Consider the following 16,606-nt stretch of genomic DNA (forward strand, 5'->3'; position numbering starts at 1 on the left):
TTTTCAACGTCCCCGCTATTTACTCAGCAAACAGACCGACAACATCGATGCACTGAGCATGCTTGCGGATTTCAGTAACTTGCTCGATGAATGAACAATGTTTGACAAGAACGCAGACGACATCGGCATCAGCCATGGCGCTACCCAGAGCAGACAACTCAATACCAGTACCTTGCAACTTGGCAGGCAGTTCTTTGATATTGGGTTCGACAGCGTGTACCTTGCAGCCCAGGCTGGCAATCTTCTTGGCAACACCAACCGCAGGGCTTTCACGCAAGTCATCGATATCGGGTTTGAAAGCCAGGCCCAGGCATGCCACTTTGATGTCAGCCATGCACGCATCAGGACGCAGCGACAACACACCAGCAATAGCGGCTTTAACTTTCTCTACAACCCACTCAGGTTTGTAATCGTTGATCTCACGAGCCAAGCGAACAATGCGAGCTTCTTCAGGAGTCTTGTCCACGATGAACCAAGGGTCCACGGCGATGCAATGGCCACCAACCCCGGCACCGGGCTGCAAAATATTAACGCGTGGGTGACGGTTAGCCAGGCTGATCAGTTCCCACACATTAATATTCAAGCGATCGCAAATCAGGGACAGCTCGTTGGCAAACGCAATGTTGACGTCACGGAAGCTGTTCTCTGTCAGTTTGCACATTTCAGCAGTGCGGGCATTGGTTGGCACCAAGGCACCTTCCACAAAAACCCGGTACAGCTCAATCGACATCTCGGTAGCTTTTTGAGTCATGCCACCAATCACGCGGTCGTTGCTAACCAATTCATGCACGACACGACCGGGCAAAACACGCTCTGGGCAATAGGCCACCTGAATGTCAGCCTCCTCGCCTGCTTGCTGAGGAAAGCGCAGGTCGGGACGGGCCTCGGCCAGCCATTGAGCCAATTGCTCGGTAGTGCCAACAGGAGAGGTCGATTCCAGAATAACCAAATTTCCTTTGGCCAAAACAGGCGCAATCGCTTTGGCTGCGTCGGCGATATAACTCAGGTCCGGTTTATTGCCTTCCAGGAAAGGGGTCGGAACAGCAATCAGAAATGCATCAGCGGGCTCTGGTGTCAACGTAGCGCGTAAGTAACCACCATGCACAGCAGCCTGCACCAGCATATCCAGCTCAGGTTCAACAATATGAATCCGACCTTGATTGATCGTGTCAACCGCGTAAGCGTTCACATCAACGCCAATAACCTTTTTGCGGCGAGAGGCAAATAATGTTGCGGTAGGCAGGCCGATATAGCCCAAGCCGATCATGGATAGAGTTTCAAACATGCTGGTCTTCCGAATCAAGAGATCAAAGTTTTTAAAATTTCACCGATACGGGTAGCGGCCTTGCCGTCACCATACGGATTGTGTGCTCGTGCCATACGCTCATACTCAGCCGAGTCATCCAGCAACTGTGTTGCAGCGCTGACAATGGCTTGGGTTTCTGTACCGACTAGACGCACAGTGCCTGCATCTACGGCCTCAGGGCGCTCGGTGGTGTCCCGCATTACCAAAACCGGTTTACCCAAAGAAGGTGCTTCTTCCTGAATGCCCCCAGAGTCTGTTACCAAAAGATCGCAACGATCCATCAAGTAAACAAAGGGTAAATAATCCAGTGGCTCGATCAAATGAACATCTGAAACGTCCGATAAGATACGACGTACTGGTTCTTGAACGTTCGGATTCAAGTGCACTGGATACACCACCTGCACATCACCTCGAGAGGCAATCTGGCGTAAAGCCATGCAGATATTTTCAAAGCCAGAACCAAAGTTCTCGCGACGATGCCCCGTCACCAGGACCAATCGCTTGGCTGGATTGATAAAAGAAAATTGCGACTCAAAGCGGCTGCGCAGTTCCGAGTCCTGGCGCACACGAGTTGCCACATCCAACAGTGCGTCAATCACGGTATTGCCAGTGATATGCACCGTTTTTGGATCCACACCTTCACGCAACAAATGAGATTGCGACTGTTCGGTGGGCGCAAAGTGCACATCAGCCAGTACGCCTGCCTGGCGACGATTCATTTCCTCAGGCCAAGGCGAATACTTATTGTGAGTACGCAAGCCAGCCTCTACGTGTCCAACCTTGACCTTGGCGTAGTAAGCTGACACAGCCGCCGCCATGGTAGTGGTCGTATCACCGTGCACCAGAATCATATCTGGCTGCCATTGCTTGTATACATCACGCATGCCCAACAGCACATTACTAGTAATGTCGTAGAGATCCTGGCCTGGCTTCATCAGGTTCAAATCAAAATCAGGTTTGATAGAAAAAATATCCAGCACCTGATCCAGCATCTGGCGGTGTTGCCCCGTCACGCAAACACGCGCGTCAAACGCTGAGTCGGCAGCCAGTGCCTTAACGACTGGCGCCATTTTGATGGCCTCCGGTCGTGTGCCAAATACAGTCAAAATCTTCATTTTTAAAACCTTGCAATCCTAAGATAAATAAGTCGTATGAGTTGGCAAATACACTCTCTGTACCAACTCTGACAAATTGTTCAAATCAAGACGCGGCTCTCTCTGTTGCCAAACCAACAGTCAGAGCCCACTTCCATTTATGTGGTCTCGTACATCTGGCGCGCTTGATCAAAACGATATTGTTGTGCCGCATTTTTGAGGCTAAGCATTTGTTGCTCCTCAGACTCACTGAACACCATGTCCTCAGGCAACAGGCTTATCAATGCTTCCGCTTCCAGTAACTCCCCGGCCTCATACAAACGAAACGCCAACCACTTCTGCCGGAATGGAAGCGGCTCCAACTCATAGGCTCGTCGAGCCAGATTAATAACAACCTTGCTATCTACCTGAAGCTGACTACGGGCAACTGCAGTCCACGCGCTTGCCTGTATAGACAAAGAGAGGGGGACGTGACTCAACAAAGTCTCAACTGCTGCTTGCCCACCTGAAGCGTATACCTGTACAACTCTCTCAAACGACTTGCCTCCCAACGTTTTGGGAGCACTCGTATTCCGGTTCTGCCGCCATGCCCGCCACAAAGACACAGGAGCGGAGATAAAGCCACTTACTGAGCCTGCAGCATCAATAAGAATTCTTCCCAACTGATTCTCCAAAGCCCTTTGAGACTTCAAAAAAAACAAATGCGTTTGTACTTCCACCAACGCCTGGCAACGAATGTTTTCAGCTAAAGCTTCAAACAAATAATCAAGCACATCCTCCGATACAGCCGGTTTTGCCCCTGTCCCATGCGAGACCGCAGCATAAATGTTACCGTCATCGCCTAACACGCACACCAACTCGCGTTGAAGCAGCTCCAAGTGATCGAATAGCAATCGGTTTTCATCACTTAACAACTTTATTTGTGCCTCACGCTCCTGCTCCAGCACTTGCTCACCACACGAAGATACCTTGCTCATTCAAGCACCCCCGATCAATCTACATGATCCAAGACAATGCTCTTGAGCAGTTTCAAAATGCCCGCCAAGATCAAAGCCAACAAAAGCGTGACCAAAGTGTTGTACAGACGGCGCGGCTCCATCGGATATTCAGGCAAGGTAGCAGACTGCAGCACAGACACTTTTTCCAACATCCGCGTTGCATCAATCCGCCCCTTTTCCAGGGCTGTCAAAGATGATTTGTAAAGCTCCTGAGTGAACTTCACATTCATTTCCAATCGGTAGAACTCCTCGACATAAGCATTCAATGTTCCGCCTGAAGGGGTCGCCAACTTAAGTTTTTCCTCTTTGATCTGGGAATCCACTGCCTTTAAAGACTGCTTTAACATCAAGATATTGGGATGATCTTTGTCCAAGGTTTTGGGCAGGGATGCCAATTGCGTCTGTAATTGAGCTCGTTGCCCCTCCAACACTGCCACAATGGCATTAATACTTTCTGCCGTAGCTTGGGGCGATAACAAACCCGCCTTGTTTTGATAGTTCAACAAGTCCTGGCTGGCTTTCTGAAAACGGTCCTGAGCCTGGTCAACTTGCGTCACCAGAAAGTTAACCTGAACCTGGGCCATCTCATGACCCAACACGTTCATATAACGCTCGCCTTCCTGAACCAACTGTTGAGTAATCGCCTGGGCTACCTCAGGGTTATACGCTTGGACCTTGATACGCAGCACACCTGAAAACTCATCAAACTCCACCTCTACTCGACGCAGGTAATGTCGATGAAACCATTCCATTGAAGTATCTTGGAACCACATTCTGGAGGCCAAATCATGCTCGGACGAACTGTAATGAGTGCGCAAATCCAAAGTGTTATCCAGCTTCTTCAACATATCCACGGACAACAGATAATCTCGCAATAACAGCTGATTAGCCCGATCTACAGAAGCGACACCTGAAACCAACATGCCCAAGTCAAAAGAGGGGGCTCCTACCGAGTCCGTTTTACGAATAATGACATTGGCCTCTGATACGTATCGATCGGAGGCAAAGACCAACCAATACACTGTCGTCAAAACCGCCAAAATCAGGATCACACGCACAGCATGATCAAACAGTCGCAACGAAAACCAAGAGCGCACACGCGCCATAAATGGAGGCTTTTTAGCCTCAGCCCTATCTGAAAGAGCACTATTAGTCTGCATAGTGGCTTGGGGTGTATCCGTCATTTTGGAAGTGAATCCTTATAGGCATTAAGCGCATCATCAATCTGGTCAAACCAGTGCGCTTTTCCTTTATGCAGCCAGACACCAGCCTGGCAGAATTGTCTTAAAGTCTTGTTATCGTGCGCGACCATAATCAATCCAGCACGATCGGTCATTGTTTTAAACGCATCAGCTGCCTTTTTACGGAAAGCGGCGTCCCCAGCTGCGGTAACCTCATCCGAGATATACACATCAAAGTTGAAGGCAAAAGACAAGGCGAACTGCAGCCGCGAGCGCATCCCTGAAGAGTAGGTGTAAATAGGTTCTTCGAAAGCATGCCCCAACTCGGAGAAATCCTTGATGAACGCGAGTCGATCGACTAAATCTTTCTGATGTCCATGCACTCGACATACAAACTTTGCGTTCTGACGTCCGGTCAAAGTGCCCTCCAAGCCTCCATTACCCATAGGCCAGGACACGCGGCACAAACGTTGCACGGAGCCCTTATTAGGATGATCGACCCCACCGATCAAACGCAGCAAAGTCGACTTGCCAGCCCCATTGGAACCAATCAAACCCACATTCACTTTGGGAGGAATGGTCAGATTTATACCCTCTAATACCCAACGGCCCACACCATGGGCAGTCTTATAACGCTTGTAAACATCATTGACGATGATCATTTCATCACCAACTGTTGAGTGAAACGCCGGTATAACAGCAGGCCTAAAAAGAGGCTTACAACACCCCATACATAGAGATACTCTAAGCTCACGCCAGGAACCATATGGTAGTAACTTGAAAACCCCTGTCGCACAAATTCAAGGCCATGCACCAAAGGGTTGAACAGCAACATTTCTCGAAACGGCTGGGGTATAGCAGAAATTGGCATAATGACGCCCGAAATGAGATACAAAGGCATCATTATGATTTTCAAAATATGCTCGGTCTCCCGAACCAGTGCCATCAAGACCGAGGCAATCAGCCCATACCCCACACCAAACAGCCATAAACCAAACACAGCTATAAAAACCTGCAAAGGGTCATCTGGTCGTACCTCATGCCCCAGCAAGGCCACCCCAGTCAGAATGACAGCAGCCACCAAAGTCATCAAAAATGCCTCTAATGAAGCCCGCGCAATGGCAGTATCAAAAGGGTGGACTTGCCGATAAGCAAACAAAGGCTTATTGCTATCTGCTGCGTGCATAACTTGCACTGACGTACGTCGAAACATAAAAAAAGATAGCAGACCGACTACCAGCCAGATCGTAACGTCAATACCTCCCACCGTACGCAGACGAATGACGGTAAAGATGAACGTAATAAAGCTGATATGCAGCACCGGCTCCATCAAAAGCCAGAACCAGGCGGCACGCATATCAAACAGACGATCCAGAGCCTCACGCAAAAACAATGCCCGCCAGACCGACCAGGTGACGGCCATAGGGCTGCGTACCTGATTAGTCATTTTGGCCTCTGTTAAAGAAAGAGTTCTCAGACATGAAGTTCATCACTTCATCATGTTATTCAAAGTCGTGCTAGGCACAGCCACCGACACCACTAGACGCAAGAACTTCTGAAACTCAGCTGCTGGCGAGTTGGAAACGTAGATCACGTCCTTATCCTGCACAGGAAAATTCTGGGTAACGAAGAAAGAAGCCGGGTCACGCAGATCAATCTCGTACACCACGGGCACGACGCCCTTCTTGTCCAGCAAGGTCGACTCAGGGGCACCGTCCACCAGAGCAGCATCTTCAAAGCGGAAGACAAAAACACCACGAGCATCAGCACGTGACGTATCCAGGCCGCCCGAACGAGCCAGAGCCTGCACCAAGGAGATACCCTGTGCTTCAAACGAAATCTCTTCGTTCTTGCCTGTCGCACCCAGAATGGAGAAGCTTTGGTTCTGGAACAGAGCCGTGATCACATCACCCGGCTTCAACATGATGTTCTGGTTCGGATTCCGGATGATCGTATCCAGCGCCATGGTTGCTGTATTTTGTTCACGCGAGAGCTGAATAGCAACGCGGTTTACAGCCTGCTTGACCCCACCGCCAGCCGCCAGAGCATCCAGCAGGCGCTCGCCTTTAGGTGTCAAAGCCATCAAGGTGCTTTGATTGACCTCACCCACCACTGTCACGTTGGACGTGTTGTTCTTGATGATGCGCACCAGCACTTGGGGATTATTAGCCTTGCCCTGCAGACGCTTGGCGATGCTTTCTTCAATTTGTTGGGTGTTGCGGCCCTTGACGGCAATACGGCCGGCAAAGGGCATACTGATCATGCCATCTGGGGAGACCATTTGCTGAGGGAAAGCGACGGCATTCGTCGTTGTGCCCATGGCTTTGGTATCCAGCGAAATGGTACCAAACAACATGGCAGGCGGTGCCTCCCAAACCGACACTTCCAATACATCACCCGGACCGATCAGGTAATAATTTGAACCGGTACTAGGAAACTGAGCAGCAAAATCTCCCATCCTTTTTTTTGTGGCCAATTTCTTCGTCAATTCGTCCGTCACATTGACTAAAGTAATTCCCTCAATCCGACCTTCGCGCCGTTCCTGTACTTGCTGGCGGCTGGGACCATCCGCAGGCATCCAATCCGGCATCGTGGCGCATCCGGCCAGTACAGCGACCAGGGCGCTCGCCACAACGGGGCGCCCCATTGCGGCGATCTTGCTAACTGCTATGTGTAGTAATTGAGCCATGCTTATTTCTTCATGAGCGTGTGAACGGTTTCGCACGCTTGGTCTATATCATCCTGGCTATGACTGGCCGACAGGAAAAAGCGCAGACGTGCAGCTTTCTCTTCTACCGCCGGATGAATAATCGGTTGCACATTCAGGCCGGCATCAAACAACTGCCCAGACAACTTGACTGCTTTCAAGGAGCTACCCGTGATTGCAGGAATAACGGCATAGCCTTGGGCATAGCCAGTATTGATTCCTAGCGAACGCATCGTGTTCAAGAACTGGCTACCCCGCTCTTGCAGGGTCTGCACACGCTCAGGTTCCCGCCGCATTATCTGCAAAGCTTTCAAGGAGGCAGCGGCCAGCACGGGAGAAATACCCACGCTGTACACAAAACCGGAGGCAGCGTATTTAAGCAGTTCCACCAAAGCGCGGTCGCCAGCGATATAACCGCCGCAGCTTGCCAGAGTCTTACTCAGCGTACCCATCCAGATATCCACATCACGGCCCGCCACACCGAAATATTCATGCGAGCCACGGCCAGTCTTGCCCAGCACGCCCAATGCGTGTGCTTCATCTACCATCAAAAAGGCTTTATAGCGCCGCTTGATGTCAATAAAAGCAGGCAGGTCGGGAATGTCGCCATCCATGCTGTACAAGCCTTCGATGACAATAAGCACCCGTTCGAACTGCCCTCGAATCTCGGCCAGGATGCGCTCTAACGCAGCGCTGTCGTTGTGCGGGAAGGAACGGCGAGCAGCACCCGATAGCTGGATGCCTTGCAAAATACTGTTGTGGATCAGGCTATCGTGGATAACCAGATCCTTGGGGCCGAACAAGTAACCAATGGTGCTGACGTTGGTGGCGTGTCCACTGACAAACACCACGCAATCGTCCACGTCATAATTCCGTGCCAACTCTTCTTCCAGCTCTCGCTGTACACGACGCTCGCCTGCCACTAAACGGCTGGCCGAGGCCGATGTTCCGTACTGGTCCATTGCAGCTTTAGCCGCAGCGTTCACTTCAGGGTGAGCAGACAGACCCAGGTAGTTGTAGTTGGCAAAGTTCAGGTAGTCACGCCCACCAATACGGGTACGTGCAGCAGCCGCACCATCGTGGCTACGGAAAAAGGGATTGCGTACACCCAGACGATCAGCCATGGCCTTGGGCACCAGCATTTTCTCGTAACCAGGGTGACGATCAAAACGGGTAAAGGACTCTGGGATATGGCTGGTCGCGCTTTGGTGGGTCGCAGTTTGATCGGCCATGCGGCCATCGCTGGCCGCTTGCCCAGTTTTACGTCCCAAGATACGCTGGATCAGTTGTGCTTTACTGCCTGGCGCTAGATCTTTCTTACTCATTGATCAGTGTTGTCCCTTTTTCTGCCAATCGCTGTACATCCTGCGCCAGACCTTGCAAATCCGCCTCAGACATATCGTCTCCGTGCTGACGTACGACATCGGCTACCAAGTGCCCGGCTTCCTGTTCCACAGAATCCTCGCCACCGGCGGTCAGTTTGTCCACAATACGGCCCGCCACGTTCCAGACAGTCGGCGAGTCATTCAGCACCATGGCCGGCAATTGCACGCCAAAGCGTTGCTCCAGGCCCAAGGCCAACTCCACCGCCATCAAGGAGTCCATGCCCAGATCATGCAAAGACCGCTGGGTCTCGATACGGTCTACCTCGGTACGCAAAATGTTGGCCACTTCCTGGGCCACCCAATCGGCGACTAAGGCGTGAATCTGCTCCGGTGTTTTACCGGCGATCAGCGCATGGATATCCTGTCCATCACTGCCGGAGTCATGGTCTTTACAGGCTCGGTTCAAGATGGCAAAGCGCTCGCTTTGCGCCGAGGCCAGCAAACGAGCCAATGCATTCCAGTCGAAGTTAGCCACAATGGAGACCTCACCATTGACTGCCAGTACGCGATCCAATTGGTCCAAAGCTAGCTCAGCCTGCAAAGGAGCCTTGCCCAAGCGCTTTCCAAGACTGTCTTTAACGGTTTCGTTACGGGTCAGGTAGCCTGCATCACCGATGGGTCCCCAAGCAATGCAAGATGCAGCCAGGCCCAAGTTCTGACGCAGGCGCGTCAGGCCTTCCAGGCCCGCGTTGGCAGCCACATAATTGGCCTGACCGGGGTTACCAATAGCGGTCGTCACCGAGGAATACAGCACGAAGTGCGACAGTTTCAAATCCTGTGTCGCCTGATGCAAATTCCAGGCACCCACCAGTTTGGTTTGCAGCACCTTATCCAGACTGTCCTGATCCATATTGGCAATCAGGCGGTCATCAAACACGGCGGCGGCATGCAGCACACCCGCCAGCGGAGCTTCGCCAGCCTGAATCTGCGCCACTACGGCCTGTACAGCGGTGTAGTCGGTAACATCACACGCCACGACTTGTACTCGACAGCCCTGCGCCTGGAACTGCTCCAGCAGCTCCTGTGCACCAGGGGTATCAGCCCCCCGACGGCCAGCCAGTACCAACGATTTGACGCCACGTTTGACCAGCCACTGAGCTGAAGCCAGACCGAAGCCGGACAAACCGCCCGTTACCAGCCAAGCCCCCTGTGCGGACAAATCAATAGCAGCGGCTCGAGGCGCTGGCAGGCTAGGCTGGGCATCCTTCAAGGACACTACCAGTTTGCCAATATGACGAGCCTGCTGCATAGCGCGGAAGGCATCAACCACATGCTCCGCATTGAAGCTGCGATACGGCAAGGGGAACAAGGCGCCATCATGGAACAGCTCCATGACCTCTTTAAACAAGCGCCCCGCCAAGGCAGGACGACCCGTCAATAACTGGTCGGCATCAATTCCGAAGTAGCTGATATTGCTCTTGAAGGGACGTAGACCAATGGGCGTGTTCTCGAAGAAGTCGCGTTTACCCAACTCCAGGAAGCGACCAAAGGGGCTCAAGACGTCCAGGCTGCGACGCATGGCTTCACCCGCCAGCGAGTTCAGCACCACATCAACACCTGCACCGCCAGTGGCATCCATCACATCCTGAGCAAAGCTCAAGCTGCGCGAGTCAAACACACGATCCGCACCCAGCAGGGAAGCAAACACACGCTTCTCATCCGTACCGGCGGTGGCATAGATTTCCGCACCCAAATGGCGGGCCAGTTGAATCGCTGCAATTCCCACACCACCTGCGGCACCATGAATCAGAATTTTCTCACCAGGCTGGATGTGAGCCAAGTGAGTCAAGGCGTAATACACCGTGAAAAAGACGGTAGGTACTGTAGCGGCGGCCTCAAAATCCCAGCCCTCTGGCATGGGAGCAATCGCATCGGCACGCGTCACCACATGGCTGGCAAAGCAGGAGGAGCCAAAGCCCATCACTGGCTGGCCTACCGACACATCTTTGACGTCAGCACCAACTTGCGTCACCACGCCTGAAAACTCCAGGCCCAGGCTGGCACCGGCAAACCCGTTTTCCACCGCCTCGTCGGGTAACAAGCCCATTAAATACATCACGTCACGGAAGTTCAGGCCAGCAGCCATCGTGCGGACTTCAACCTGATCTGCCGCCAGCTTCGGAGCTTGAACGGCCTGCCATTCCAGATTACGCAGTTGCCCGGGCACTTGGAAGTCCAGCTTAAAGCGGGCGTCCTGGCTCAGTTGGGCCTGTTCTGCCTGAGTAGCATCTTCGAGCACTAAGGTATGACGTGCGTCGTGGGACAAGACAATTTCAGTGGCATTATCTGGCCACAGCAGTTCACGTTCCAAACGGATGCTGATATCGCTAGCGGCGGTATCACCGGCCAGATCAATCATGGAACATGACAAAGCGGGCAGCTCATTCATCAAGACACGGCCAAATCCCCACAGTGCCGACTGGGCCGGGTTAACCGTCCAGTCCAGCTTATCTGCCATCGCTGGCAAGGCACCACCTTGCGTCACTAGCCACAAGCGGCTTTGAGCAGCACGTGCGGACAAACCTTGAGCCAGGCTCAACAGTTTGCCGCTGCTATCACTGGCTGCGGCAACGGAGTCGCCCCAACCCAGCATCTGCACCACATTGATCGCCACCTGCTCGGCCAAGGCATCGGCTGCCAAGGGCCAGGTTTGAGCGCTGACAGTTTGGCCTGCCGCTTGCAAGCGGGTCTGCAACGACTGAGCCTGCGCCTGGGAAGCATCGTCAAACAGCAGCACCCAATTGGCAGCAGGCACGGACTCGGCGTCTTGTTCGGGCTGAGCTTTGGCCGCATTGGCCAATAGCAGATAAGCACCTTCACTGAGCTCGTGGGCGGCGGGTTCGACGGCGGTTTGCACCTGCTCAAAACCGACTTGCTCCAAGGCCTTATGCCAGCCTTCGGGCGACAACAAGGAGGAGGATTGTTGATCGCCAGTTTCATGCCACCAGCTCTGATCCAGACCCGATAAGAAGTCTGCATGCCAATCCGGGTGACACTCGGCCAGTAACAAAACGCCGCCGCTGGCCAACCACTGTTTGCTACGCGCCAGCGCGGGAGGCACATGCACCGTACGGTGCAAGCTGTGGCGCAAAATCACGACATCAAATGCAGTAGCGTCTGGCTGTTCCAGTTGCCATTCCTGCAAATCAAAACCAACAACCTGCACATTCGCCAGACCATGATGCTGGGTTGCCTGACGTGCCTGCAAATCGGCATCCGGCAGGGCCAGCACATAGTCAAACTGATCTTCAGACAGACACGCCGCCAGGATCTTGGGCAAATCGCTTGGGCCTACGGCTACTTCCAGCACTCGCAGGCGCTGGGATGCTGGCAAGTTAGCAGCCAGCTCACGCAACTGAGCCTCCAGTGCCAGGCGCACACCCAAATACATGGGGTCATCGTCGTACAGCACCTCGACCACGGGCGAACGACGCAAAGAAGCCAGCAATTTTTGCCCCGACATTTCACCACGCAGCAATGCGGGAAGTTGACGGCCAACCGAGCCAATCTGGGTCAGTTGCGGCAGGCTATTGGGCGAGTCCTGCAAGATCGTGCGCCATAAATCCTGAGCGGGCGGCATGTCTGCCTGCTCCACCACACTCCAGCCCTGCTCTTTATCTTGCAGCAGCTCTTCACGGCGCAACAGATCGCTCATCCAGCGGCCATAGGGGCCGCTTAGCACTTCAGCGCTGATGGCAGAAGGCTGAGCCGACAGGCTCTGGAAGGCTTCATAAATAAAGGACAGGCTCAGCGCATCCAGCAGAGGCAAGGTTTGCTGGAACCAATTTTCGCGCTCCTGCTGCTGGTCGGCCAAGGCGGCCCAACCCCTTGTAGCCAGCTGTCCGGTAGACACCGTAATAGCAACGTGCTGATCACGCGGATGAGGGCGCAGGTAGGGGGTAATTTGCCAGTTGGAAACCGCGTGGCGATCCTGGCGCAAAAAGTAAGCAGCACGGAAACGGCAGCCCTGTGCGCTGGCCAGCAAGTGACCATCAGCGCCATACAGTTCAAAATCCGCCAGCACCGAACGGGCACTACTACGGCGCAAATGCGCACGGAAATGTGTCACCTGCCCTTCTGTGGACAAGGCAAAGCGCCCTACTTTCACAGGCAGCAAGGCCACGCCCTGGCCTGCCTCGATATCCTGTGCGAAGAAGTCCACCAAGGATTGATAGCACACGTCCATCACGGCCGGATGCAGCAGATAGCTGTCTTGCTCCAGGCTGATAGGCATATCCAACTGGGCACTCAGATGGGTACCCTGCACTTGCGCAGCTTTCAAGCCTTGAAAGGCTGGGCCGTAATCCAAACCCAAGGTATGGGCCAGTTGATAGTGTCGATCACGATCAATCTGAAGGTCCGAGTGCTCCAAGGGCAGCAGCTCAGCCAAAGGCATACGTCCATCGGAAGCCAGAATACGACCACTGGCATGAATCACCCATTCATCATGACTCAGGCGTTGACGGCTCTTGATATGAAAGCTGCCGTCGCGTGGACTCAGCACAAAGCGCAGGCTGCGAGCATGCTCACCATCAAAGACCAATGGAGCCAGAATATCCAGCTCGTCCACCAGAATCAGGTCCTCACCCAGCCACTCTCGGGCAGCGGCCAAGGCCATTTCCAGGTAGGCAGCGCCGGGGTAAACCATTGCGCCACCCACTTTGTGGTCGGCTAGCCAAGGCAGAACCATAGGGTCCAGCACGTTTTCCCAACCAAGCTCGGTATCGGGCAAGCGCCAACCCAGCAGATCATGCACACGGCGGCGCTCAATAGAACGCATGCCTTCGGTGCTGGCCTTGTACCAGTGACGCTCACGCTGCCACGGATACACAGGCAGATCTACGGGACTACCGGGCACGGGGAACCGGGCTTTCAATTGGGTGGGCAACAAAGCCAAGGTACGCAAAGCGGTATCAAGCAAGCGCTGAGGGCCATCATCATGCTTACTCAGGCTCGACAACACCACACCCTGCACGTCAGCTTGCGTCAGGGTTTCACGAATATAACGCTGCAAAATGGCATGCGGGCCAATTTCCAGGAAAACGCGGCAACCCTGTTTGGCCAAGCAAGAAATTGCCTGTTCAAACTGCACGGGTTCGCGAATATTGCGCCACCAATAGTCCACGCCCAGTTCCTGGGCAGCTAACTCTTCACCCGTTACGGTCGAGACAAAACGAGCTTTTGGAGCATTCTGACCGGGCTGTAAATCACCCAGGTTTTTGTGCAGATGCGGCAACAAGCCATCCATATAGGGGCTGTGAAACGCGTAGTCCAGGTCCAGCAAGCGGAAAAACACACTTTGGCCCTGCACTTCGGATTGGATGCGTTGCAGGCCTTCCAAGCTGCCTGACAAGGTAATGTTGGAGGGGCTATTTACACCCGCTACATTCACGCCCAAGTCGGCACCCAGACTTTCCAGCAGAGTGTTGACCGCTTCCAGCGACTGACCAATCACCGCCATCCGGCCTTGGCCACGGGTCAAGCCTTGCGCCTGACTGCGAGCGCAAATCACGCGAATGGCCTGCTCCAGCTCCAGCGCCCCAGCAGCCCAAGCCGCAGCGATCTCGCCCACGCTATGACCGGCAACCGCATCAGGCGTCACCCCATCTTCGCACAGCATGCGCGTCACAATGACTTGCACGGCAAACAGCAAGGGCTGAGCAACCGTGGTGTCGTCCATTCGGGACGCGGACGGTTCGGCCTGCATTTGCTCCAGTAGGGAGAAACCAGCCAGGGGCTGCATCATGGAGTCCAGCTCAGTCAGCAAAGCGGCAAAGCGAGGGGATTCACGCAACAACGTCACGCCCATACCCAACCACTGCGCTCCGTTACCGGCGTAGACAAAGGCCAGCAGGCCTTCTTTATCCAAGGCATCCACAGTTTGCAGGCCTTGCGGGTCTTTACCCTGGGCATAGGCACGCAATTGCGCCACGCCTTCTTTGACGGTTTCAGGCTGAATAATCAAGCCACGAGTCAAAGCCTGGCGACGATGGGCAGCCGCGTAGCTGACATCGTAAAAATATTGACTTGTCTTGCCTTCCAGCAAGTCTGCGTAGTTACCAGCCTGCTCGCGCAAGGCCCCTTCCGATTTGGCCGACAAGGCCAAAGGCGGCAAGCCCGCTTCTGGCAAGCGAGACGGGGTAACCGGCACAGCGACGGGCGCTTGCAGCAGTACGTGGGCGTTAGCACCACCAAACCCAAAGGAATTCAAACCCGCAACCAAAGGCTTGCCATCTGCACGTTGCAAAATACGCGACTGGGTAAGCAGCTCCAGGTTCAATCCATCAAAATCAATTGCCGGATTGGGGGTCGTCAAATGCAAAGCTGGCGGCAACGCCTGGTGCTGCAAAGCCAACACGGCCTTCACCAAGCCGGCCATGCCGGAAGCCGATTCCATATGGCCTAAATTCGCTTTGACTGAACCGATAGGCAGACGCTTCTCGCGCTCTTTGCCATACACCGCACTGATGGCAGTGGTTTCAATCGGGTCGCCTACCGCCGTTCCCGTGCCGTGGGCCTCCACGAAATCCACCTCGGCGGCGCTCAGGCCACTGCGCTCCAACACGGAGCGCATCAACTCAATCTGCCCCTGACAGCTGGGGATAGTGATACCAGTTTTACGAGCACCATCAGCATTCACGCCCGTGGCCAGAATCACGGCCTGGACGTCATCACCATCCGCCAACGCCTGCTCCAGCGGCTTGAGCATGACAACTGCGCCACCTTCGGAACGTACATAGCCATTGCCTGCTGCATCAAATGCTTTACAGCGGCCATCAGCCGAGAGCATGGAGGCTTTGGTAAAGCCGACAAAGGGATACGGGTGCAGCAAAAGATTGACGCCACCGACCAAAGCGGTAGACGCTTCGCCATTACGCAAGCTGGCGCAGGCTTGATGCAAGGCGACCAGCGACGACGAGCAGGCGGTATCCACAGCCATTGAAGGGCCGTGTAAATCGTAAATATAAGACAGGCGATTGGCGGCAATGCTCAAGGTATTGCCGGTCATCATATGAGAGGTGAGGCTGGCCAAATCATCCAGGCCACGCATGCCGTAATCCAAACCGGAAATACCGACATATACGGCGCAATCACTGCCCGCCATTGCCGATGGTAATACCCCGGCATTCTCCATAGCTTCCCAGGACAGCTCTAACAACAAACGCTGCTGAGGGTCCAGCCAGGCTGCTTCGCGTGGGGAAATTCCGAAAAAACCCGCATCAAACTCGTCGATACGCGACAACACGCCCGCAGAAAAGGTAACACTACGGCCGGGCTCGGAGCGCTTATCGTGCTGCAACTCAGTCGTGGCCCAACGATCCGCCGGGATTTCAGTAACCAGGTCGCGTTTTTCAATTAAGGCATTCCAGAACTGATCGGGTTCCGATAGATCGCCCGGGAAGCGAAACGCCATACCAATAATAGCGATTGCACCAGACGACGTATTTCTTTTATTAATATCCGTACGGGACGCTTCAAACTCCGTAGCCCCCTTGCCTGTATTTTGAGACACGCACCCTACCCTTTCGATCTTTATTGACTCGCCCTGTCACTCCGGAGTGCAGAATAGTCATATTTGAATAAACGCTATTTTGGATGACGTCTTCTGATACAGACGCATCACAGGCAGCACACCGGTAAACAATGGCGAAAATTACACCCAGTTACCATGGTTTACAAACCATAATTACTTTGAATCCATATAAATTCAAAGTAATTTGATAATATTTATTTTCGATTTTTATTTAAGAAAATCGCCAAAAATAAAATATCCAAACTAAATACTCACTGACGATATTATTCTATTTATTTTTTAAAGCAAAAATAAGTGTCTGATAAATAACAAGGCCTTGGATACCTTTACCAAGGCAGCCTAATCAAGACACTAGGAAAAACATCAAAGGTATTTCCACTCTTCAGCCACCATCTGCAGAA

The 16,606-nt window shown here is 53.4% G+C and carries 9 protein-coding genes; all 9 read right to left on the reverse strand.

The annotated features are described in order from the left end of the window. Positions 1-19: 19 nt before the first annotated feature. Positions 20-1,285, reverse strand: a complete 1,266-nt coding sequence (gene wecC, locus IE156_RS11690) for a UDP-N-acetyl-D-mannosamine dehydrogenase (protein ID WP_189392701.1) — start codon at positions 1,283-1,285, stop codon at positions 20-22. Between the two features lie 14 nt (positions 1,286-1,299). Next, positions 1,300-2,421 (reverse strand): non-hydrolyzing UDP-N-acetylglucosamine 2-epimerase, encoded by a 1,122-nt coding sequence (gene wecB / locus IE156_RS11695; RefSeq protein WP_189392702.1) that lies wholly within the window; start codon positions 2,419-2,421, stop codon positions 1,300-1,302. Between the two features lie 137 nt (positions 2,422-2,558). Next, on the reverse strand, positions 2,559-3,377 hold the full coding sequence (locus IE156_RS11700; protein WP_189392703.1) for a hypothetical protein: 819 nt from the start codon (positions 3,375-3,377) through the stop codon (positions 2,559-2,561). A 14-nt stretch (positions 3,378-3,391) separates the two neighbouring features. Then, positions 3,392-4,582, reverse strand: coding sequence for a KpsE/RkpR family capsule polysaccharide export protein (locus IE156_RS11705; protein WP_189392704.1), 1,191 nt, complete (start codon positions 4,580-4,582; stop codon positions 3,392-3,394). Further along, on the reverse strand, positions 4,579-5,241 hold the full coding sequence (locus IE156_RS11710) for an ABC transporter ATP-binding protein (protein WP_189392705.1): 663 nt from the start codon (positions 5,239-5,241) through the stop codon (positions 4,579-4,581). Before IE156_RS11710 ends, IE156_RS11705 begins: the two co-directional genes overlap by 4 nt. Further along, the gene (locus IE156_RS11715) at positions 5,238-6,026 is read right to left on the reverse strand and encodes an ABC transporter permease (protein WP_189392706.1); all 789 of its coding nucleotides are present in this window, start codon (positions 6,024-6,026) and stop codon (positions 5,238-5,240) included. Before IE156_RS11715 ends, IE156_RS11710 begins: the two co-directional genes overlap by 4 nt. A gap of 42 nt (positions 6,027-6,068) precedes the next feature. Next, entirely contained in the window at positions 6,069-7,268 is a 1,200-nt protein-coding gene (locus IE156_RS11720) for a polysaccharide biosynthesis/export family protein (RefSeq protein WP_229841256.1), read from the reverse strand. Positions 7,269-7,270: 2 nt separating this feature from the next. After that, complete coding sequence (locus IE156_RS11725; RefSeq protein ID WP_189392707.1) at positions 7,271-8,611, reverse strand: aminotransferase class I/II-fold pyridoxal phosphate-dependent enzyme; 1,341 nt, start codon at positions 8,609-8,611, stop codon at positions 7,271-7,273. Then, positions 8,604-16,184, reverse strand: a complete 7,581-nt coding sequence (locus tag IE156_RS11730; RefSeq protein WP_229841258.1) for a type I polyketide synthase — start codon at positions 16,182-16,184, stop codon at positions 8,604-8,606. Before IE156_RS11730 ends, IE156_RS11725 begins: the two co-directional genes overlap by 8 nt. Positions 16,185-16,606: the final 422 nt, after the last annotated feature.

The organism is Alcaligenes pakistanensis (assembly GCF_014652815.1).
Lineage (GTDB): Bacteria > Pseudomonadota > Gammaproteobacteria > Burkholderiales > Burkholderiaceae_B > Alcaligenes > Alcaligenes pakistanensis.

Excerpts from the sequence above, each read along its gene's own strand:
- wecB (WP_189392702.1), bottom strand. The coding sequence starts at position 2,421 with ATGAAGATTTTGACTGTATTTGGCACACGACCGGAGGCCATCAAAATG.
- IE156_RS11725 (WP_189392707.1), bottom strand. The coding sequence starts at position 8,611 with ATGAGTAAGAAAGATCTAGCGCCAGGCAGTAAAGCACAACTGATCCAG.
- IE156_RS11720 (WP_229841256.1), bottom strand. The coding sequence starts at position 7,268 with ATGGCTCAATTACTACACATAGCAGTTAGCAAGATCGCCGCAATGGGG.
- IE156_RS11715 (WP_189392706.1), bottom strand. The coding sequence starts at position 6,026 with ATGACTAATCAGGTACGCAGCCCTATGGCCGTCACCTGGTCGGTCTGG.
- IE156_RS11710 (WP_189392705.1), bottom strand. The coding sequence starts at position 5,241 with ATGATCATCGTCAATGATGTTTACAAGCGTTATAAGACTGCCCATGGT.
- wecC (WP_189392701.1), bottom strand. The coding sequence starts at position 1,285 with ATGTTTGAAACTCTATCCATGATCGGCTTGGGCTATATCGGCCTGCCT.
- IE156_RS11700 (WP_189392703.1), bottom strand. The coding sequence starts at position 3,377 with ATGAGCAAGGTATCTTCGTGTGGTGAGCAAGTGCTGGAGCAGGAGCGT.
- IE156_RS11705 (WP_189392704.1), bottom strand. The coding sequence starts at position 4,582 with ATGACGGATACACCCCAAGCCACTATGCAGACTAATAGTGCTCTTTCA.